Below are 22,225 nucleotides of genomic sequence, written 5' to 3' on the forward strand. Positions count from 1 at the left end.
ATGGAACATGATTGGTTAATAGAGCGGTCCCGTTATAGCTTCCACCGCGACCAGAAATTCGCCGGACAGCAAGGCGGCAGCCGTTCTTTCGATATCTGCTGAAGTAGAGCGGTCATCAACAACCGGCGGAACGAGGGATCTCAGCTTCCCATATAACGCGCGCGTTGCTGGAGCTAACCCGTCAACGCCGATAAATTCGGCTGCTTCAGCAGCGCATATCAATTCAATCGCCAGCACTTTGGAAACGTTGTCAATCACTTGTACCGCATGTCTGGCGGCCGTTGTCCCCATGGAAACATGATCCTCCTGGTTGGCCGATGACGGAATGGAATCCACGCTTGCCGGATGGGCGAGCACTTTATTCTCCGAAACGAGCGATGCGCTCACATACTGCGTAATCATCAAACCTGATCCGATGCCCGGGTTGTGGCTGAGGAAAGCAGGCAGGCCGCCGGACAGCGCCGGATTAACGAGTCGTTCCGTTCGGCGTTCCGAAATATTCGCGAGCTCGCTCATGCCGATTTTTAGAAAATCCATGGCAAACGCAATCGGCTGACCATGGAAATTGCCTCCCGAGATGACTTTCCCATCCTCTAGGAATAAGAGCGGATTATCGGTAGCGGAATTGATTTCGATGGTCAGTTTATCCTGCACGTAATCCAGCACTTGGCGAGTAGCGCCATGTACCTGCGGCAGACAGCGAAGCGAATAAGCATCTTGAACCCGGATCTCTCCCTGCCGCGTCGTTAATTGACTGCCGTTCAGCAGCGTCCGGAGATTCTTGGCTACGCCGATCTGCTCGGGATAAGGCCGCGCGAGATGTACTTCCTCCGCGAATGCTTCCGGGATCCCGCGCAAGCTTTCCAAAGTGAGCGAAGCAATCGCGTCTGCAATTTGGGCCAATCGCTGTGCTTTTATGAAGGTGAGAGTGCCGATGGATGTCATGATCTGGGTGCCATTAATGAGCGCCAACCCCTCTTTGGCTTGCAAGGTGATCGGTTGCAGCCCTGCTTTGGTTAGCGCCGCAGCACCCGGAAGCCGCTCCCCTTGATAGAAAGCCTCCCCTTCGCCCATCAGCACAAGCGCCAGATGGGAAAGCGGCGCTAAATCGCCGCTGGCGCCGAGCGAGCCTTGCTCGGGTATAACGGGATGTACGCCTAAATTGATACAATCGATCAGCAATTGCAGCGTGACCGGACGAATGCCCGAATACCCTTTGGCAAGCGCATTGGCGCGAAGAAGCATGAGTGCCCGAACCGTCGCTTCCGGCAAAGGGCTCCCTACCGCGCAGGCGTGACTGCGAATTAAGTTGATTTGCAGCTTCGCGGCGTCTTGAGGCGAGATGTGCACATCACTGAATTTACCGAAACCCGTACTTACGCCGTAAACGACTTTACCGGCGTCAACCAGCTCCTCCACCATTTCACGGCAGCTGTTCACGCGCCCGGCCGCTTCCATACACAAGACGACAGCTCTTTTCGCGAATGCCACTTCCATGACCATTTCAGGCGTTAGCTTCTTTCCATCCAGCACGATAGGCGTCATGTCAACACCCCTCTCTTGTTGTTCAGCGACTAACATGGCGAGTGATCCCCTTTCTTGCTTTAATATAAGAAAGGGACCGAGCGGAAGCTTTAAGCTTCCACGCGGTCCCTTTTTGAAAAGGGGATATGCGATTGTCCCGTATTATGCTTTCGCCAATACTTCATCGCGACCCACTCGTTTCAGTTGTATTTTCATTTCATCTTTAATTGTCACATGCCGGTTTGAATGTTGTCAATGGGATCTCGCGGATTCCACGCAGGAAAAGTGCCTTCTCGTTCACCACGGCAGCTCAATCATGACGGTGACACCGGAACCCTCATTGCGCCGATAAGTAAGCCCATATTCCTCCCCATAGAGAAGCTTGATTCGTTTATTGATATTGTTGGCGCCATATCCGTGGAAGGGATCCGTTCGATCCATATTGAAAATACGCTCCAGATTTTGCTGCGAAATACCTACCCCATCGTCCCTCACCATAATGACGAGCTTGCCAGGGACTGCATTTGCGCTGATCGTAATGGTCCCTGTCTCGCTCTCCGTCTCCAGAATGCCGTGTATAATCGAATTTTCGACCAGCGGCTGCAGGGTGATCTTGGGCATCGGATGCTCGTATAAGGCTTCCGGAATATCAACTACCAGCGTAATTCCGTTCTTGAATCTGGCGTTCTGAATGTCAATGTAGGCCGCGATATGCTCCACTTCATTGCGCAAGGAGACGATGTCCTCCCCTTTGCTTAAGCTAAGCTTATAGAATTTGGACAGCGATTGGACCAGATCATAGATGCCTTGCTCCTGAATCCGCATCGCCTTCCAGTAAATCAGGTCGAGCGTATTATAGAGAAAATGAGGATTAATCTGTGCCTGCAGCGCCTTGAGCTCCATCGACTTCACTTCTTGGCCGAGCGCATATTTCTCATCGAGCAGCTGAGCGACCTTGGCGATCATCGACTTGAAGTTCCGCGATAATTCCCCGATCTCATCCTTGCCTTCATGCTGAATTTGCAGGTCGAAATCCCCCTGCTTGACACTCTTCATCTGTGAGATCAAGCCGCGGATTCTGCGCGTGCCCGACGCAGCAGCCAGAAAGGCCAACGGCAGCAGGAATATGGCGATTAAGAACGCAATGAGGAGCATTTGCTCCATCGCTTTCTTTTGCGAGCCTAGAATCTCCTTATACGGGGTCAAACTGACCAAATACCAATCCGAATCCTCGACCAGCTGTGCCCCCACCAAATACTCTGCATTGTCAAAAACCCGCTTGCCCCAGACGCCTTCCTTGAACTGATCGTTCGTACTTCCTTTCAGAATGTCCGTCTTGAACGACAGCATGCCCGAATTCGCATGGGAGGAATGGACCATAATCTCGCCGGCTTGGTTGATGAGGAAAACAGAAGATTCCTTCGTAAACGCAACGCGATCCAGAATGGATTCGAAGATGCTCTTCGGAATATCGACACTGAGTACCCCTATGACATTCTGGAAGCTTTCATTATCGAAGATACTTCTTGCGATCGTAAACGTTGGCGTCTTTTCCTTCTGCAATTCGTTCAACATGATCATGCTGGGGAAAACCTCAAACGTGGTGCTGCTCTTATTCAAATTCGCATACCAGGCGGTGTCCGCGATGCGATCCGTGCTCATGACATCGTCGGTTTCGTTCGTGCTCGCAACGGCCTGAGAGGTATATAAGCTTGTTTTAATAATGTCTTCGCTCGGTTTCGTAATATAAAATTGCTTACGGATGCCTTCCACATCGAAGCTCCATAATCCATAACTGTTGTAGTAATAGCTCGCGCCGCGATGCAAAATATCTTGGATCTTCTCATTCGAGGCTAAGATCGTTAAGAAGTTCTTGGCTACATAAAGCTTAAACTCCATGAAGGAACGGCTCTGTTCGAATACTTGCCGGGAGGAATACCTTGCTTGCGCCTCGAGATCCTTAGACGAGATGCGGTAATTCACGATAATAAACAACGTAAACGGGATCGCAAGCAGCAGTAAATATTGCAGGAAAAGCTTGTAATGCATTTTTAAATCGCGGTAGATGTTAACTCTCATAGAGTTGCTTCATCCTATACTCGGATGGTGTGGAGCCCGTATATTTCTTGAACAGCGTTGAGAAATAGTTCGTATCCGTAAGTCCGATCTCGGTCGTAATATCGTACAGCTTCTTATTGCGATCCTGCAGCAGCTCCTTCGCTTTCCCAATTCGAAGCTCCGTAATGAACTCGTTCAACGTACGGCCGGTCGATTTCTTGAAAAAAGCGCATAAATACGTTTGACTCAAGAAGGTGTGCTGCGCGATGGTCTGAATCGACAATTGATTGCTGTCGAAGTGGCTTGCGATATACTTCTTGATCTCATCGATTTTCTCGATGCCGCCTGCCTTGTTCTCCGACCTCTGCATCGTCATTTCGATATTCGACAGCAGAAACTCGGTGAGCTCGCGAAGAGTGATGCGCGTATCGATTTCACGCCACATATAGGTAGTTTCCTGTTCATCCCCTGAATCGGCCGCGTCCCATTGCATGGTCACCTCAAACAGAATACGGAGATGATTGAAATAGAGATTTCTGATTTTGTTGGTGTCGGGATCTCCGGCAGCGGCAATGGCTTCTGTCATCTGACTCACATAGGCGACAATCGCTTCAGGAGGCTCGCTTCTAAGCATTTTCTTAAACCGCGTATAGACGGTCTTGTCCAGCTCATAACAGGCAGGCACAGCGGAATTCGGAAAATAGATCCGATTCGTTCCGGAGTAAAATTGACGCTTCGCTGCCTCGGACGCAGCCTTATATAGCACGGAGAATTCATCCGTTCGGACAGTTTGGTAGCTGCAGCCGGCAGATAGCGAATAGGTGCCCTGCGAAGCCTCTTGAATCAGCATCAGCAAATGGTAGGCGAATTCCTCTGCTTTGGTCTGCTGCGATGCGGTTGAGGCAGGCGATGTGGCGTCATTCGCGATGATTGCCAAACATTTATCCCCCACGAATCCGGCGATATAGCTTCGATTCGCGGCGTCAGGGGCATGATTGAGCAGCTGCAGAATTCGCTGTTTGATTATGGTTTTCTCGTCTTCAGCCGTCGCCGAGGACCAATTAAACAGAAACGTATAGACGCGATAGGGTTCTTCTTTGGATAACGGCAGGATGCTGGCGTCAACACGCTCCATCCAGTCGGATAGATCGGTTTTGTTGCAGATCGCATCCACAACGATTTCTTCACGCCGGTACTGGATATCCACGGTTTTATTCGCCGCAATGACAATCTTCTTCACCACGGCTGTGAACAGGGTTTTCAGTTGTTCCATATCGACCGGCTTGTCTAAATAATCGACAGCATGCAATTGAATGGCCGATTTCAAGTACTCCTTGTCCGAGAAACCGCTTAGGAATACAATCTCACACTCCGGATAGAGGTCGCGGACTCTTTGTGCCAGCTCAATGCCATTCATCTTCGGCATGCGAATATCGGTCAGCAATATCGACGGCTTGAACTTCTCCGCAAGCGCAAGCGCTGCAATGCCATTCTCCGCCGAATGCGCTTCTGTAATTCCCCAATCGGACCAGGGCACCAACTCCATCAAGCTATCGCGCGTCGTTTCTTCATCATCGACTATCATTAAGTTAATCACCCTGCTCCCCCTCCCTGTAATCGCTTTCAGACAAATCCATTATACAACGAATGCACGCATCTGGAATGCATGTGTTGAAATAGCCGTCTGTTAATGCAAGAAGCCTCCCAATCCACCGGTCAAGTGGAATGGGAGGCTTCTTCTGCGAATATCGTTCAACGCGGCTGCAGTAATAGTTGGCATCCATTCTTACCTAGCGTTCTCCCGGGCAGACTCCCCCGTCAAACGTCTGCGCACCATGCTGGTTGCCGGAAGCGAACATATCCGCCCGATATATTGATCAAATCCCTCCGCGAGCACCTTATGCTGGAACTCCGACTTGGCCCGTTTATACCCGGCCCGCACAAGACGCTCCCGCAGTGCGGCATCGCTGGCAAGCCGAACGACGCTGCCGGCGATTTCAATCGGCGACTCCGGATCGACAAGCAGACCCGTTACCCCATCCAGTACCGCCTCGGATGCTCCGCCGGAACGCCCGGCGATGACCGGAACGCCTACGGAGGCCGCTTCCAAATACACAATCCCGAATCCTTCCGCGTCTCCCCGCTCCAGCTCCCGGCTCACCATGATGAACTGATGCGCTGCATTATAATAATCGTTCAAACGCCTGCTTCCGCTTACGCTGCCGACGAACAGCACCGCTTCCGCAACCCCCGTCGTCCGTGCAAGCTGCTCTAGTCGCTCTCGGTCCGGTCCCTCTCCGACGATCACGTATATGGCATGCGGAATATGCCTTAGAATGGCCGGCATAGACCGGATCACCGAATCATGGCCTTTGCGCGTCACCAGCCTTCCGACCGTCAACAGCACATATTTCCCTTCAAGTCCTTGCTGCCGGACCCACTCGCCGTCAACCGAACACTTCCCGTATACGCGCTCGACCCCGGGATGGACGAGTCCGATTCTGCGAGGGTCGACCCCATAGTCCTCGACGAGTTTCTTCGTAAACTGGCTGTTCGTGAGCACGCCATCTGCTTTGCGCAAAATCAGCTTCACGACTGCGTTCAAACCGACGAATCGGCGGAACATCAGCATATCCATCCCGTGCGTGGATATGATGTAGCGCCGGCCGCCGAACATCCGAAGCAGCAGTCCAATAAACCCGATCAGATCATAGCCGTATAAGGTAACATCCGGTTCTTCGCCGCGAAGCGTCCTGCGCACCTGACGGAACAAGCGGCCCCAACTGGCCGCGTCCACGCGTTCGTCCCGCAAGAAAGGACCTCTGACGATCCGGAAAGGCACGCCCTCGTCGAAAGCGCCGCTCTCCGGGTATTCCGGCGCAACGACAGTCATCTCATGTTTGCTGTGCATCGATAAATTATAGTAATAGTTCTGCATGCCGCCGATGCCCGGCGGAAACACGCCTGTTACGAGAACGATTTTTCTACGCTTCATCATAGGTCCTCACCTTTCTCGTCAAGTAGCTTGCCGCCCGCACGACAGCCCAGAACAGTACCTCCGCCATCATGTTCCATAAGCGTGCGATCACCGAAATATAAAGCGCCGTCTCCGTACCCAATCGGAGCGACAGGAAGTAGACCAAGAACCCCTCTCTGACCCCAAGTCCGCCCGGAAGCGGACTGAATAACCCGAGCAGCCAGGAGGTGGCGAAGGTCCCTGCGGCGTACAGCAAACCGATGTTGCCTCGGTCAAAGCTGTTCGTCATCATCCAGAAGGCGATGCCCATTACAAAATGGCTGCCGAGAAAGCAGGCCAAATAGCCGAAAAACTGTTTGCGCGTTAAACTCGCCCGAACGCCTTCCGCCGCTGCTTTCGTTTCCGCCGTCGTGCCTAAGGAAGTCTGAAGCTTGCCGAAGACCTGCCGCAGCACTTTCCAACGCGACAGTTGGCTGAAACGCCGGCGCAGCCACGCGGACCCCTTATCGTAGTAAACGTATGTCAGCGCAAATACGGCCAGAATCGCGACCGTACTGGCGATCGGCGCGATATCCAGGCTGACCAGCAGAATAAGGGTATAGCTTAGCGCCGCGGAAACAAGCAGAATATTCTCGTAGACGATAGACGCGAGCTGCGCATCCATCGCAACCCCTTCGCGCGTGGCGAGTACGACGCGGCCCGCATAGTTCCAGAAGCCGCCGGGGATATACTTGGCGAATTGGGAATCGATGAAGATCCGCAAACCGAGGAGCAGCCGCAGCTTCGGGCTATCCGCCGTGCTTGCCGACTTGCTTGCCGTTGCACTCGCCGCAGCGTTCACGATCAGCACCCAAATGCCGGCCTGCAGCATCAGAAATAAAGCAAACACCAACAAGGACATGTAGAATTTCGCGTTCGCGTGCAACAGGAAGGTTGCGATGTCCGCCAGTCGAAGCGGAATGTTCCACACTACGAAATAGACAATAATGCCCAAGAGCGCGATTTTGACCGCCGCCGGCGCCAATTTCCGAAGCACCGCCACCACTTCATCACCTCCCGATTCGGTAGAAGCCATCCTTCAATCCCTTCATTGTAGAACCGGACTGTTTCCGCAATGTCATCCGAATATGCGATTCCAATGAACATATACGCGAGGCATCGGACCGAATGTGAAGCCGCCCTGTCGCTCTCACTTTCTTCCATGACTGCACGACAAAAAAGGAGGTGACCCGCCGTCATCAAGGATGACAGCGGGACACCCCCTTGCTCACACTATTGACTCCCTTCACTTCTGCTGCGGCGGCCATACGATTGTTCCGCTTCGGTTCATATAACCTCGTACATAATCCCGTGAGTCCGGGACGTTAATATAAACCTCTGCTAACTCCCCGGCGAACGAGGCCGCCCATTCGAGCTGCTCCTTGATCACAAACTTGCCGGACGTGTTGATAAAGCCGTATTTCTGCCCCGTGCTTGCCGGTGCCAGACCGCCGGAGAAGGTTCCGCCCGCTTTCATATTCTGAATGATCTTCTGTCCTTTCTTGTTGATATAGAAGGTCACACCATTGCGCTCAACAAAGGCCAGCCCCTCTGAGAACGGCTGCGCCATCGAGAACTGCGGCTTCAATATATATTTCCCGGCTTTATCGATATAGCCATACTTGCCATTCTCATACACGGCGGCAACGCCATCCGAGTATGACCCTGCTTGGGTAAAGCGAGGAGATACCACCAGCTTCCCCGATGTGTTGATAAAGCCGAACTTGCCATTGAAGGCCAGCTTAACGGCCGCCATTCCCTCTGAGAAGTCTGTGGTGTAGCTGAATTGATACGGAATCACCAATTGGCCCTTCGTATTGATGAAACCGGAAGCTTTACCAAGATTGACGCGGGCGAGCCCCTCCGAGAAATGATAGGCATTCACATAGATCGGCTCAATCGCGGTTTGCCCCCGGCTGTCCTTAAACCCGTACCGGAGTTCAGACTTCCCGCTAGCCCCTTGAATCTTCGTTCCAAATAGTGTCAGCCCATCGTACATCAAGCTGCAAGTATTTAACGGGCATTCGAACAACTTGTCTCCTGCAAGGCTATAGTACGTCTGCTTCTTCTCTGCAAGATTCGTGATTGCATAAGCATTCCCCGGTTCGTTGTCGTACCATATTCCATCGTATATCGGTGCAACAACCGGCTCACCTTTACTATTAATAAGTCCATATTTGCCATCCAGTTCGACGCGATAAAGTCGTTCCGCGGCTGGCTTCTGCACAGCGGCCGTCGGTTTACCAGTGACAGACATCTCTGCCTGTCCGTGCGCCACCCAAGCAATACTTATCATCGTAAGCATCATTGCAGCGATAGCTGCGACCCGTTTCAGCATTTGATTGCCCCCTTATTTTCCAATAACATGTAGAATAGCTCATTATCTAGACGTGTAGGGGCGAGAAAAGTGTGCAAGGGATATTAATTTCCCCTTAAACGAACAGGCTGCCGAGATTCATCTCGGCAGCCTGTGTTTCGTGCGATTTTATAAGATCAATTAGAGCAAGCCTTTTTCCTTCAAGTTCAGATAGCTGGCTGTTGCCGTCTCGATTCCCGAGAGGTTGCGGAGCTGATCCTGCTCGACCGTCATCCATTCCACACCGATTTCGGTAGCGGCCTCAATCGATGCCTGGATGTTGACCACGCCTGTTCCGACAGCGGTCCACTTCCCGACTTCGTCTGTGCCATATACATCTTTCAAGTGAATCGCCGGTACACGGCCCGCCATCTTGCGAAGAATATGTGCCGGATCTGCACCGCCCAGTGTAATCCAAGCCACGTCCATACGGAAGAAGAGATGTTTCGGATCGGTATGCTCAGCCAGAATGTCCAGCGAATATACGCCGTTGAACGTTCTCTCGAATTCATGCGCATGGTTGTGATAGCAGAAACGCAGACCCTCAGCCGCAAAACGAGCACCTGCGGCATCGTACAATTCAGCATCGCGAAGCAGCTGCTCCCGATTATCGACTACGTCCCACCAGAACGTAACATCCTTCGTTTGCAGGGCATGAGCCTCGCGAATGAGGCGGTCTACTTCCTTCTCGTCGCGAAGCAGCTCCTTGCTTGGAACACTGTGAGTTACTACTTGGAGTCCCAGTTCGTGGAAACGTGCGACATTGGCATCGACATCGCCCTTAAGCAGCTCGCCGCCGCCTTCGATTCCCTTATAGCCGATTTCAGCGACACGTTTCATCGTTCCCCAGAAATCCTGTTGTGCTTCTTCATGCACGATTCCAATTAAACCGAGCTTCGGTCTTGTCATGGTTCGTTTCCCGCTCCTTTATTTCGCAAAGTGGCCTTCATTAAGCATGGTGATGAACGGGCTGTCCGAAACGCCGGTAAGCGGAAGCTCAACCCGAGCATTACGTCGAACCGACTCATATACGGCAAAAATAATTTCCGAAGCGCGAGTCGCCTTCTGATGCGACGCCTGGGGCTCTTCCCCCGTCCCCAAGCAGTCGATCGCATGGCGGACATAACCGATCATCTGATCGGACATAGAAGAGAGCTCCATCTCCGGCTTCCAGGATGGATCATCGTAGTTAACGGCTTTGACGATTTGACCATCCCACATCACTTCGATAAAACCTTCGGTGCCGATAACGCGAACGCCGGCCCAAATCTTGGTCATATCCTCGCTCGGTTCCCATGTATCGATGGAGCCGGAATACAGGCTCGCTTGAACACCGTTAGCGAACAGAATTTGTCCGGACGCGCCGCATTCGGATGGTACGTTGAACCAGTTATAAATTTCAGTCGTATCGACAGCACCAAGCACCGATTTCGCAGGCGTTTCTTCCATGTAGCTGATCGCCTGATCAAAGGTGTGGATGCCGCAATCGAGCAGATTAGGCGGTGAGTAGAGGTCTAGGCGAAGCACCTGACCGATTTTGCCTTCCTTGATGAAGCGGCGCACGGTTTGATTTCCCTTGGCGAAACGGCGTTGAAGCGAGAAGGTCAGCTGGCAGCCAAACTCGTCTGCAATCTTGCCCATCTCTTGGCACTCGCCCCAAGTCGCGGACATCGGCTTCTCACACAATACGGCTTTGGCACCTGCTTCCGCACAGTCACGGAATACCGGTAAGTGCAACGGAGTCCACAGACAGATCAGGACAACATCAGGCTTTTCCTTGGCCAGCATTTCCTTATGATCCGTATAGATGTTGGCTTGAAAACCAAATGCAGTGTTCAGCGTTTCGGCCGAAGCAGCTGAAATATCAGACAACGCAACAACCTCTAATCTGCTGTCGGCTTGTACACCGATCGCGTGTTCATGCGCGCGTTTGCCACAGCCGATAAAGGCTACTTTATAAACGGATGATGTGTTCACTTCGTACTCCCTCTCCCTCAAACTCTATTTGCACAGACATTTTCGCTACCAATTGAAACGTTTCACATATCTCCAGAATACATCAACGGTTGCAGCGCTTTCAACCCAATTTTTTCAAAAATTTGATGAATGTTATGGAATCGCTCCAGCTTTCCTTGTGTTTATTGTCGGCACTTGTTGAAGCTGCTAGGATTCTAAACCCACAGGGCTTTATTTTCGCGAAAATCGCCACTTTTCTTTTCTAGCGAACCGTCGAGGTGTTATTTAGGGGGATAAAGCGGAAAAGGGCATTTCGTGGCTGGCGCTAGGTGCCGCTGCGGCGTATGTGTGGCTTCCAGAGCTACACATCTGCGCGAAACCTGCAATTGCGGCAGATGTGTGGCTTTTAGAGCTACACATTTGTACGAAACCGGCAATTGCGACGCATGTGTGGCTCCTTGAGCTACACATCTGTACGAAACCAGCAATTGCGACGCATGTGTGGCTCCTAGAGCTACACAACTGAGATTATGTCGGTAATGTAGATCCCCAGATGAGCTACTTTCTCCCATTCCCGTAATTTCACGCTAATGTAGATCCCCAGGTGAGCTACCTTCTCCCATTCCCGCAATTTCACGCTAATGTAGATCCCGAGGTGAGCTACTTTCTCCCATTCCCCCAATTTCCCGCCAATGTAGATTCCGAGGTGAGCTACTTTCTCTCATTCCCCCAATTTCCCGCTAATGTAGATCACCAGGTGAGCTGCTTCCTCCCATTCCCCCACAGTCACGCCAATGCAGCTCCCTGCGCGGTATAGCGGCTCTGGGATTCGCTAGCTTTTTTTCAAGGCCTGAATTTCACGCCAGTCATCTCCTCGCTCATCAGCCACAGCCGCTCAGCCAAGATCGGATCGATCGCCCAAGGAAGGACGCCTGTCATCACTTGTGCAAGACCCTCAATGACTTCTGCCGTAATGACGTTGGCAATATCGACATCCAAGCAATACACGCCGCCTTTGCCATCAAGCTGCGGACTGGTCGCACACCACACGCTGGTAGCTGCCCCCTGCTCCGTGTTCTTAAATTCTCCTCCAACCGAATGCTTCTCTTCATCGGACATATACCGCATCAAATCGGTAATAATTCTGCCGGGATGCAAGGAGAAGGCACGAACGCCATGCGTATAAGCTAAACGATCCAGCTCAACAGCAAACAACGCATTGGCCGACTTGGACTGCCCATATGCCTTCCACTTCGAATACGCCTGACGCTCGAAGTTCGGATCCTCGAAATCTACGCCGCCGAAACGAATGCCCGTTGAAGAGACAGAGACGACACGCGCGTTTCCCGATCGGATCAAAGCAGGCCAGAGCCGGGCAGTCAGCTGGAAATGTCCCAAGTGATTCGTTGCAAACTGGGATTCGTAGCCACGTGCATCACGCACGAGCGGCGGAGCCATAATACCTGCATTATTGATGAGGATATCCAGCGCCCGGCCTGTATCCAGAAACCGCTGCGCAAAGTCATCGATGGATTCAGGTGCGATCAAGTCCAGCTCCTCCAGCTCCGCGTTCGGAATATCCGCGACCAAAGCGCGGGCTTTCTCCGGCGTGCGCGCAGGTACAATAACGGTCGCACCTGCTTCCGCTAATGCCCGGGTTGTCTCCAATCCGACTCCCGAATACCCGCCGGTTACAATGGCGACTTTACCGCTCAAGTCGTGTCCGGCTAGCACCTCACGCGCGGTTGTCTGTGAACCGAAGCCCGACGGGATCGGTGCTTGCGGTGTTATTGAATAATGATTATCGGTTAGCATCGTTCATTCTCCTCCTAAGCCTGAACGTTCCATCAGGTCTTTGAAATGGTCCAGCTTGTATTTCATCACGTCCAGAGTAGCGTTCATTTCGGCAATCTGCGACTCAATCTTTTGTTTATGTTCCAGAAGAATGCTGTAGCAGCTCTCGTAATTCCGAGCCGTCGCCAAAGCCATATATTTCTCAATATCCTTTAACGGCATCTGGGTACGTTTCAGATGGGTAATGAAAATAAGACGTTCGAGATGGAGCTGATCGTAGTCCTTCTGCCCGTTATCCTTGCGCCTGACAGGCGGCAGCAGGCCGATTTTCTCATAATAGCGGATCGTATCGTAACTAAGTTTAGTCCTCTTGGATAGCTCAGCGATCGTCAGTGGCTGCTCCATCTTCCCCCTCCTTCCAATGCGATTTCAGTCGTATCGTATCGTGTGGAGTTTACTCCATGTCAAGCCATTTTACGTTTCTATTGATTGGCTTCATCTAATACGGCAAGCGACTCTTCTAAAGCAGATTTGCATTTGTCCGCGTCATGGCTCTTCGAACGAACCGCTGCCAATACACTGTCAATCGTCCCATCAATGTCGGTCCATGTTGTTCGATCGATTTTCCTGAGCATCGGCTCTGCCGTATCCCAATCATGCTCCAGCGTGTCTGCCTGTGTGTCTGCCGAATCAAGGTCATTTGCGTTCACCGCACTAAGCATATCATTCTCAATTTGAATAAAATCAGTCAATTGTCCAACTAATGTCGATTGGGAAGAGGGGCTGAGATTTTGATTTAGGAGAGCATAACCACTGCAGCCGATAATGACGAACACACATCCAACGCCAATCGTTTGAATCCATACCCTTCGCGGATTTGAGGTGGCTGGGCTCGGTGATGCCGCATCCTCATTAGGAATGGTATCTATTCGGGTATAGGCCAGGTATATGGTAATCGCAACGATAGCCATGAGAAAGATAACACTTGTTACTGTCGCGCCTAAGTCCAATCCCCCATTGACCTTGGACTGAGACAGGTAATCCCCTAAAGAAGCTCCGAGCGGACGAGTTAAAATATACGCAATCCAAAACGCTACTATCTCATGAAGCTTCATTTTCCAGGCTACAGCTACACATGCAATGATAATGACAACGAAAATTCCGGTGTCCAGATAACCCAGGCCAAGCTGCTCCGAATATAAATCGCCGACCGCTGTGCCCAGTGCAAATGTAAATAGAATGGTGAGCCAGTAGAACGCTTCTCTTTTCCCGGTATAGATGGAATGGATCGAGAGCGTGCCTTCGCTTCGATACCACAGCAGGAAAGTTGCGCCAAGCAGGATGCTGAATACGATGGTACTAAGCTCAAGCGGTATGCCCATGGCATCTGTTAAGTTATCGGTGACCAGCGTTCCAAATACGCTAATCAGGACAACAGTCAGCCAATAAATCCCGGGTACATAGTGGGAAACTCGGAATTGCAGGTACAAAGCAGCAACAAATGCGACCCCCATAATGACGGTAGTGAACGTTAACCCTAATCCAAGATTGATATTGAGAAAGTCTGCGAACGTTTCCCCCACCGTTGTACATAACACCTTGATCATCCAGAAGAATAGCGTCACTTCCGGCACTTTGCTTAATAAGCCTCTGACTTGATTTTGATTTTCCACCATTCCGCCCCCTATGCTTGAATAAATGATTGTAATGAGCTAAGCATAGGGATCAGTTCTTAAGATTCTATTAATAAAGGGTGATCTGCCTCTTAATTTCAGGGAAGTGATTCGGCCAACTTCCTCTACGTTTAATTAATCAGGTGTACAGATTTTGGAGGGAGAGGGAGAACGTTGGACCACAAGAGCGACAATATCACATGGCATCACTCTAATATTTCGAGGGACGATCGGCAGAAGCGAAATCGTCACAGAAGCTGTACATTATGGCTGACGGGTTTATCGGGCTCGGGCAAGTCGACGCTTGCGTTCGCACTGGAGAAGGAATTATATGCAAGAGGAGTTGCCTCTTACGTGCTCGATGGGGACAATATCCGGCATGGACTCAATCGCGACCTCGGATTCTCAAATGAGGATCGTCAAGAAAACATCCGCAGAATCGGCGAAATGTCGAAGCTGTTCGTGGATGCAGGCCTGGTCGTGCTTGCGGCGTTCATCTCTCCGAACGAGAAAGACCGCAACATGGTCAGAGAGCTGCTGCAACCGGGGGATTTCAACGAAATTTACGTGAAATGTTCGTTAGAGGAATGCGAGAAGAGAGATCCGAAAGGCTTGTACGTTAAAGCGAGGAGCGGACAAATTCCCAATTTCACGGGGATTAGCGGGCAGTACGACATCCCAAGCGCGCCGGAGCTTATTATTGATACGGAACAATTAACGATAGAGCAATCTATAGCAGCCATTATGAACTACCTCGAAGAACGGAACTACCTCATAAGCCATTGATTCCCTTCTGTAAATTGCCTTCGACTCGATATCATCCTGACAAAAGAGGGAGCCTACTGGCTCCCTCTTTTGTTCGTTAAGGCACAACTTTATCCGATTGAAAATGCAATAACTTGCTAAACGTACCTTTCATGTCCGCGGAAAGCTGCTGATAGCCGCCTCGCTGAATCACCTCGCCTTTCTCCAATACAACGACTTGATCCGCGCTGCGAATGGTCGACAGCCTATGAGCAATGACAATAATGGTCATTCTCCCTTTTAAACGATCCAATGCCCCTTGAATTCGCGCTTCATTCTCGCTATCTAAGCTACTTGTTGCCTCATCCAAAATCAGAATGCTCGGCTTCCTTAATACAGCCCTAGCGAGAACGATCCTCTGTCTCTCCCCGCCAGAAAGTCTGACTCCGCGATCGCCCAGAACAGTATCCAGTCCCTGAGGCAGGTTTCGAACAAATTCATCGGAGGCGGAGAACTGCAGCGCCTCCCACATTTGCGCTTCCGTTGCATCCGGGGCTGCGATTAACAGGTTCTCTCTGATACTGGCATGGAACAAGAAAGGATCCTGAGAGACATAGCTGACGGATCTCCTGAGCGAGAAGCTGTCGTCATTGGCCAGATTGCGTCCGTCTACAAGCACTTCTCCTTCATCCGGTTGAATCAGTCCAATAATAATATCGATCAAGGTGCTTTTCCCGGCACCGGATTTTCCAACGATAGCTGTCATCCGATTCACCGGAATGGACAGATTGATATTGTGAAGCGCATAGGAGGATTGGCTGCCATCATATCGATAAGAGATCCCTCGGCACTCGATTCCTTGCTCCATGCTTATCGGATCTCCGCCCGCCGGATAGTCATGCACTTCCAATTCCTTTGCCAAGTCGCAATCCTTCTGTAGATCCGCAAGGTTTTTGAATGCGGGAAGCGTTTGGGCAATTTGTTCCCAATTCGACTGCAAGGTCGAAAACTTCGGCCAAAGACGGGAAAATATGATGATGATCAGCATGAGCTTCTCAGCCTGTACATGGAATACTTCCAGCGATACGTAAACAAAAAGCGTAATGATAATGACGGACGCCACTTTATAAATGTATTGGGAGGTAGCCTGCGTTTTCCCAAAATGAACGAGATTATACTCCATTTTGCCGCAAAGCGCGCGAAACCAAGCCAAATGCTGCGCTTCTGATCGATTGCTTTTAATATCTTTCATCCCGTTAAAATGATCGGTCATCCCGCCCATATAATGCTGAGCAAGCTCGGAAGTTTCGTCCCCGATGCTTTTGGACCGTTTAATGAACCGCCTTGCATACACGGCAAGCGCTACTCCGCAGAGCAAGACCATGACCGTCAGTTTTGCCGACAACCACAGCGCAAAGCCGATTTGTACGGCGGTAAACAGAATTGTGGTCATTAAACGCATCGCGAGATAGGCGCCTTGACTGACACGCGACAGCTCATTGGTCATGATATTATAGAAATCCGATCTTCTTCTTTGCAGATAGAACGCCCACTTAGCCTGCAGCAAGCCCTGGTACATTTCCATTCGGAGGTACCTTATAAACCCATGCTGAATGTCCAGGTTCAAATGCGTTTGCTTTCGCTGCAGATGAGCCTGACCTGCAATTAATAGAATGAACCCCCCTAGAACAACAAGCAGTCTCATTCCGTCCGGTATAGCCTCTAACGGTTTCACCAAAACAGCAACGAACGGGATTCCATCCGTGTTCAAACCCAGTACCCCAATTAAACCAAGCACCGGAATCAACAGAAAGATTCCAATACCCTCCAGAAAACTGATCACCATCATACCGACTAGATTGACATAGAGCTTGGTACCGGCAAAATGATGCATTTTTTTGATGTATAGCAGCAGATGCTCCATTTTTCTTTTCCCCCTATCCGTGCGAGATCCATATTCCTTCTTCAACCGCATTCAGGACTCGGCTTACTAAATCGTAGGCAGTAAATCCCTCAGCCGGCCTGCATAATTGGTACATGTTAATGCGATTGACGATCGAGACGGAGGCAGAGAAATGCCACTGATCCAAGCCAAGCTGAGGAATCAGAAAATGGCGGTAGGTATGATATCGGATGGTAGGAAGTCTCTCAAGCCCTTGGAGATGGCGAAGTTCCGCGCCACACTTGTCTGTCTTCACGAGTTCGAAGATGCCTGCCAGAGGGACCGGCTCGTTCCAAAACATTGACGCTGAGGGTATCGCATATTTGGTCTCGTACAGCGGAACATAACGATCGGACTGCATCCCAAGCTTGTCGATGCTCTCCTGCCAAAGCTTCTGCTGCGGGTAAGAGGGAATGACGACGGGGACTCCGTCGCGGTTCAACGTTACGGCAATTACATCGTCGGTAAGAAGCGGATAGCCGCGCTTGAGAAAGGCGGCGGCAAGGGTGGATTTGCCCGCGCCGGAATCGCCGACGAACGCATACGCCTTGCCGTTTATAACAACGGCGCTTCCATGTAAGGGCATCAGCTTACGCTGGAACAGCAACGCACCCATGCAGGTTCCGAGCAAATATAGCCGAACGACGGTATCCTCCGCTCCGATTGCCTGCGAGACGGTGATCCGATTCCCTCCCCGGACTCTGTAAATGGCCGTGCCTTCTATGTTCAGCATAAGATCGTCGCCTTCAAGAGCATAATAATCGTCGCTGTCACTGCCGCTGCGCTCGTTCCAGGCTTGATACAAGTCATCCTTGTCGATATAAACATCCGCTTCGCATGCTTGATCCGCTTCCCGAAGCAGCTCCGGCAAGGCGATTTCACTTGCCATCGTCAGCCCAAATGCTCTATAAATCGTTCGTTTGACAGCAGAGTTCATCTTCCTCACCTCAATTTCAGTAGAGTAGCTATAAATAATCAAGAAGAAACTTGAAGAGGCCCTTATACGCTTTTCTTCGTATAAGGACCAATTGGTTTGCCATGTTTCAGGTGCATTTAGGATTCAAAAGCGTGCCCTTTGTTGGAACCTTTGCCGTTCTTGTCGGGGAATACACCATTCGGTCCACCCATCGTCATGTTTACGTCGAGTACTTCCAGCATTGGTTGCTGCCATTCTTTCCGTGTTTGCTTTTCCATATGTGTCACCTCCCTTCAAATGGAATCAATCACGTAAATTGCTTCAAGAACCGGTAAGCTATCAAACCACGCATTAATAATCTCGCATCTGGATCGTATGCATGCTTCGGCTTTGGCGCATCGCCGATTTTCTCAAGCGATGCCTTGATTTGATCTACGTTCAAATAATGCGAGGCCATGGGATCCCGGCAAAGCTTCCGAATCTCTTCGTTAAATAAGCCCCATATCGGAATCATGCGATGGACCCAATCCGCTCCTTGAACGCCGTGAATGCGTTGGTTTAACCGTACTTCATCAGGCAAATACGATTCGGTTGCCCTCCGGACAAGCGATCGGTCCATCCCGTTTTGTACATACTGCTCGATCGGCACGGACAGGCAGAAGCGTACCACTCTCGGATCGGAGGTCGGGTCCCTTTCCCAGACGCCATAACGCAGGGAAAACTTGGTTACAGATGTGCCTTGATGGTTTGAGGTTGCCAAATTTCTGAATTGATAGTCTCTCGCTTCGAATTCATCGAAGGCAGCCACGTCCAAGCCGACGTCATGGTGTTTTAGCTTTTCAAAGACATTTGTTCTTGCGGCCAAATCCGGATGGATGAGATTCGGTATTTCGTTCTTCGGTTCCTTGGCGTAAAAAGATCTGGTCGCAAATGGAAAGGCTTGTTTAGCGATAATGGGCAGCAGCCGGGATCTTCTTACATTCATCTGTCTCCCGTAGTGCTTTAGCTCGCGGTAAAAATGGAACAAGCGCAGCTTCCTTAAAAGCTTGGCGTAGTAGTCCATGGCCGGTCCCCAAGAAACGGTGTAATTTCCCCGTGCGCCCGTAAGCAGCACGCCGACCCCATCCTGCCGCGCTTTTTCAAGAATCCCTTTGATCCAGAACGAATTCTCGAAGAACTTATAAGGAGCTTCCAGAAGCCCGACCAAGTCGTCGATTTCCCCGAACGAGTTCCTGTCCGAAAAATCCAAGCCGTTGTGCGATATATTCCCTACGTGACGAACCGTGGCTCCAATGTGCGGACTTTCGTCAGGCATCATGCTTCTCGAAGTCCAATCCACGAAATCGGGCGAAGGAACGAAACTGTAGGTATGCAATGATTTTCCTTCCTTACGCAAGGGGTCGGCGGCAAAGCTTATGACTGCGCCTGAATCCAATCCGCCGCTTAAGCTTGCACCTACCGAACGGAATGTCCGAAGCTTCGATGTTACGGCCTCCTGAAAAACATCGCGAAACGCTTCCTCGTATTCGCCGTTTGATTTCAGCCGAAGCTGATCCCCGGGCGCTTCCAGCGTCTCGTACTGCTCCAGCGTCATTTTACGATCCTGCACCGTAAAGCTGTGTGCCGGAGGAATTTGCTCGATATTACGGTATACTGATCCGTTCACGTCGACGGAATCGAGAATAATGGGAATGGCCAAAAACTCTGCAAACCATGACTCATTAAGCTCCTTCCTGCCGCCGGTGATCTCGAATAACGGATTGACCGCCGTGCAAAAAGCGAACTGCCGCTCTTGACGGTGATAGTAGAGCGTGCGGTTTCCCAATAAGTCGCGTGCTCCGAAAAGAAGACACTTCTTCTCGTCCCAGATGACAAAAGCGAAATCGCCGATCAAATAGCGCGGGACTTCCTTCCCCCACTTTAGGTAAGCCGACAAAATAAGCTCACTGTCGGTCATCCCTTTCCGCCGGGAATGTGCAATTTGCAGCCGGTTAAACAATTCATCCCGGTTGTCGATGATCGCATCGGCGGTAATGGCCAGTTTATTTAGCTCATCATAGAACGGCAGACGTTCATGAACCGATTCCGGTGTAATCCACTGGGCATGGCAACCCAGAAATACGGACCCGCCATACCAGGTTTGCACATCATCGGCAGGATATATTTGCAAAGCTTGCATAAGCTTCTTGCTATCCTCTATCGATACAATCTCTTCGTTGTAACAAAGAATACCTGCAATTGCGCTCATGTTTGCCTCCGAGGTGCTTGTCATTCTTCTTTGTGCATTCATGTCACATTTGATTAGGCCGGATTCCTTTAGGCTTCCTGCCTCATTTGCCGCCATAACCAGACGAACGGCCTTAAGGGAAAGTATAGAAAATGCAATTGTTTCGGAAGCGGCATCGCTTCCGTATCCCTAAAGCTGGGGTAAAATTGACCAACTATATAAACCGACTTTTGCCGGGTCGTTTTCAATGCAAACAAGTAACGTTTATAGGTCTTGGCTAATTCTTGGGAGCTCGGCACAGGCGAGAAAGCGATGACATCCCGAATGAAATAGAGTGAACGTTGAGCCAACTCGCGATGGTAGCTGCTAGTCATCAACGGTTTGGTTGAGCTTGGTATCGGCGTGCCAAGCAGTGCGGAAGCAAGAATTAGAGCCTGTCCTCCAAGCTGAAGGCATTCATAGCGTCGCATAAGCAAGATGAGCGTTTCAAAGTTTACACCTTGGCGCACCAAGCGATCAATATCCGCCAGCCAGCGGAGCCTAAACCAGCCGTGACGGGCGCCGTGCGAGACCAGATACATGAAGAGATCTTCGCTTCCCAGCATATAAATCTCATTCCTCGTAAGAGTACTGCGTCTTCTCCGTTCCCAGAGCTCCTCGAATGAAGGTTCTTTGCCCATATCGGAATTAAGGCGCCAATGAAGCTCCACTTGAATTCTCGTTTGCGGGTGCGTATAGGAGATATGATGCATCTTCCACTTCCAATTGAATAAACGCGGCGCATGACTATCGCTTACATAGCCAAGCTTGGTCAGCATCTCTTCCGCGTTCTCCACACTCTCCATGGGAACCAGAATATCCAAATCCTTGGATGTTCGGAGTGAGATATCACCATAAAGCAGATCGGCAAGCACCGGTCCTTTAAGAACTAATGAAGGAATCCCTCGGTCCCGAAAGGAGCTGCACACAAGGCCCATTTCGCCGCTTAAACGGAGCATCTGAAACGTATTCTTACCGTAATCCTGATGAAGGGCCTGCAAGACATCGGCAGGAATCCGGTTGTTGTTCTTCAGCTTCGAATACAGCTGCGGATAGACGCGATGATGTCGGATCAGCTTCAGAAGTTGATTCCAATCGATGTCAGGCATCGATGGATTGCCCCATCGCTGCGCTTGATCGGCATTCATCTGCATGAACGCCAGCATGATGTTTAATTCTTCGGGAAAAGCGCTTAGATCCAGGGTACGACGATTGTTCTCCATAACGGGACACCTTCATTCCTTTCCTTGCGTTTTGTCCGATCCGAATGCGGCCACCATCGTGAACCTCTTCATCTCCTCGGCTCCGGTCACATAGAATGGCCCGCTGCGCAGCCAAGCATGCGCGATCATATTCCCTTGATCATCCCTTGCCGTACCCAGATAGAGCGTGCTTTCAATCTGACGCCGTTTCAGCATTTTCTTGGCTGCGATCGCCCTGACCATGCACTGGCTTTCCCAGATGGTATGACGGCTCATCACCTGAATCGCTTGCGCAATTTGGCGGATCGGCATTTCGTTCGACGGATCATATACTAGCGGAGTTTCGGACATCCGACCGCCCAAGGATGGCGCGAGTCGGGAGAACGGTATGACCTTCAATACACGCGCCCAGCCCAAGTAGATGAACGCTTCGAGCATGAACCGTTTCTTCTCCGCAGGCAGAGCTAGAAACTTCCTAACGATGCGCTTCAAGATTCCGAACCTCGATCAGCGATTCCTGATGCATTTTCCGAAGGAAAGCATCCACCTGTTCCTCACAGGCAGCCCGTGTCACGTTATATTCCTCTACGAGCTTGTCTACCAATTGGCTGGCCGTAATCGGCGAAGTGATGAGCTCCCAAATTCGGCCGCCAATTACGCCGAGATTGTAATATTTTCCACTGCGAATGCTGAACATCACCTTCTCCCCATTCATGTCACTCACAATGCTGTCAGGCGATTGGATAATCTGTTGTTCCGCGTAGTTCACGTTCGTCAT

The 22,225-nt window shown here is 50.9% G+C and carries 19 protein-coding genes; 1 reads left to right on the top strand and 18 read right to left on the bottom strand.

Annotated features, from left to right (window positions below; all coding sequences use genetic code 11):
• Positions 1-15 precede the first annotated feature (15 nt).
• From hutH to AC6ESO_RS13240, 11 genes are all read right to left on the bottom strand, one after another.
• Positions 16-1,545 (bottom strand): histidine ammonia-lyase, encoded by a 1,530-nt coding sequence (hutH, locus tag AC6ESO_RS13190; protein WP_497091735.1) that lies wholly within the window; start codon positions 1,543-1,545, stop codon positions 16-18.
• A 276-nt stretch (positions 1,546-1,821) separates the two neighbouring features.
• A complete protein-coding gene (locus AC6ESO_RS13195) occupies positions 1,822-3,603 on the bottom strand; it encodes a cache domain-containing sensor histidine kinase (RefSeq protein WP_497091736.1) in 1,782 nt (593 codons plus the stop codon).
• Positions 3,593-5,179 carry a response regulator gene (locus AC6ESO_RS13200; protein ID WP_497091737.1) on the bottom strand — a complete coding sequence of 529 codons (1,587 nt, stop codon included), beginning with the start codon at positions 5,177-5,179 and terminating at the stop codon, positions 3,593-3,595. Before AC6ESO_RS13200 ends, AC6ESO_RS13195 begins: the two co-directional genes overlap by 11 nt.
• Positions 5,180-5,368: 189 nt before the next feature.
• Entirely contained in the window at positions 5,369-6,580 is a 1,212-nt protein-coding gene (locus tag AC6ESO_RS13205; protein WP_497091738.1) for a glycosyltransferase family 4 protein, read from the bottom strand.
• Positions 6,567-7,634: a lysylphosphatidylglycerol synthase domain-containing protein gene (locus AC6ESO_RS13210; RefSeq protein ID WP_497091739.1), complete on the bottom strand. Its 1,068-nt coding sequence runs from the start codon at positions 7,632-7,634 to the stop codon at positions 6,567-6,569. Before AC6ESO_RS13210 ends, AC6ESO_RS13205 begins: the two co-directional genes overlap by 14 nt.
• A gap of 210 nt (positions 7,635-7,844) precedes the next feature.
• The gene (locus AC6ESO_RS13215; RefSeq protein ID WP_497091740.1) at positions 7,845-8,936 is read right to left on the bottom strand and encodes a WG repeat-containing protein; all 1,092 of its coding nucleotides are present in this window, start codon (positions 8,934-8,936) and stop codon (positions 7,845-7,847) included.
• A gap of 159 nt (positions 8,937-9,095) precedes the next feature.
• Positions 9,096-9,863 carry a sugar phosphate isomerase/epimerase family protein gene (locus tag AC6ESO_RS13220; protein ID WP_497091741.1) on the bottom strand — a complete coding sequence of 256 codons (768 nt, stop codon included), beginning with the start codon at positions 9,861-9,863 and terminating at the stop codon, positions 9,096-9,098.
• Positions 9,864-9,881: 18 nt separating this feature from the next.
• Positions 9,882-10,931: a Gfo/Idh/MocA family protein gene (locus tag AC6ESO_RS13225; protein ID WP_497091742.1), complete on the bottom strand. Its 1,050-nt coding sequence runs from the start codon at positions 10,929-10,931 to the stop codon at positions 9,882-9,884.
• Between the two features lie 822 nt (positions 10,932-11,753).
• Complete coding sequence (locus AC6ESO_RS13230) at positions 11,754-12,725, bottom strand: oxidoreductase (RefSeq protein ID WP_497091743.1); 972 nt, start codon at positions 12,723-12,725, stop codon at positions 11,754-11,756.
• A gap of 3 nt (positions 12,726-12,728) precedes the next feature.
• Entirely contained in the window at positions 12,729-13,109 is a 381-nt protein-coding gene (locus AC6ESO_RS13235; RefSeq protein WP_497091744.1) for a MerR family transcriptional regulator, read from the bottom strand.
• 77 nt (positions 13,110-13,186) lie between these two features.
• Positions 13,187-14,380, bottom strand: coding sequence for a COG4705 family protein (locus AC6ESO_RS13240; RefSeq protein WP_497091745.1), 1,194 nt, complete (start codon positions 14,378-14,380; stop codon positions 13,187-13,189).
• 171 nt (positions 14,381-14,551) lie between these two features.
• On the opposite strand from AC6ESO_RS13240, the gene cysC reads away from it, so the two are divergent.
• The gene (cysC, locus tag AC6ESO_RS13245) at positions 14,552-15,163 is read left to right on the top strand and encodes an adenylyl-sulfate kinase (protein ID WP_497091746.1); all 612 of its coding nucleotides are present in this window, start codon (positions 14,552-14,554) and stop codon (positions 15,161-15,163) included.
• Between the two features lie 76 nt (positions 15,164-15,239).
• Here the strand turns inward: cysC and AC6ESO_RS13250 are convergent, their stop codons facing one another.
• The 7 genes from AC6ESO_RS13250 to AC6ESO_RS13280 all read right to left on the bottom strand — a co-directional run bounded on the left by AC6ESO_RS13250 (position 15,240) and on the right by AC6ESO_RS13280 (position 22,225).
• Complete coding sequence (locus AC6ESO_RS13250) at positions 15,240-17,045, bottom strand: ABC transporter ATP-binding protein (RefSeq protein WP_497091747.1); 1,806 nt, start codon at positions 17,043-17,045, stop codon at positions 15,240-15,242.
• 13 nt (positions 17,046-17,058) lie between these two features.
• Positions 17,059-18,000 carry an aldolase gene (locus AC6ESO_RS13255; protein WP_497091748.1) on the bottom strand — a complete coding sequence of 314 codons (942 nt, stop codon included), beginning with the start codon at positions 17,998-18,000 and terminating at the stop codon, positions 17,059-17,061.
• Positions 18,001-18,116: 116 nt separating this feature from the next.
• Positions 18,117-18,257 (bottom strand): paeninodin family lasso peptide, encoded by a 141-nt coding sequence (locus AC6ESO_RS13260; protein WP_143111554.1) that lies wholly within the window; start codon positions 18,255-18,257, stop codon positions 18,117-18,119.
• Between the two features lie 29 nt (positions 18,258-18,286).
• Complete coding sequence (locus AC6ESO_RS13265; RefSeq protein ID WP_497091749.1) at positions 18,287-20,227, bottom strand: asparagine synthase-related protein; 1,941 nt, start codon at positions 20,225-20,227, stop codon at positions 18,287-18,289.
• A 68-nt stretch (positions 20,228-20,295) separates the two neighbouring features.
• Positions 20,296-21,468, bottom strand: coding sequence for a nucleotidyltransferase domain-containing protein (locus AC6ESO_RS13270; protein WP_497091750.1), 1,173 nt, complete (start codon positions 21,466-21,468; stop codon positions 20,296-20,298).
• A gap of 12 nt (positions 21,469-21,480) precedes the next feature.
• Positions 21,481-21,885, bottom strand: coding sequence for a lasso peptide biosynthesis B2 protein (locus tag AC6ESO_RS13275; RefSeq protein ID WP_497092138.1), 405 nt, complete (start codon positions 21,883-21,885; stop codon positions 21,481-21,483).
• Positions 21,886-21,922: 37 nt separating this feature from the next.
• The gene (locus tag AC6ESO_RS13280) at positions 21,923-22,225 is read right to left on the bottom strand and encodes a lasso peptide biosynthesis PqqD family chaperone (RefSeq protein ID WP_497091751.1); all 303 of its coding nucleotides are present in this window, start codon (positions 22,223-22,225) and stop codon (positions 21,923-21,925) included.

The sequence above is a fragment of the Paenibacillus rhizoryzae genome, from assembly GCF_059686995.1.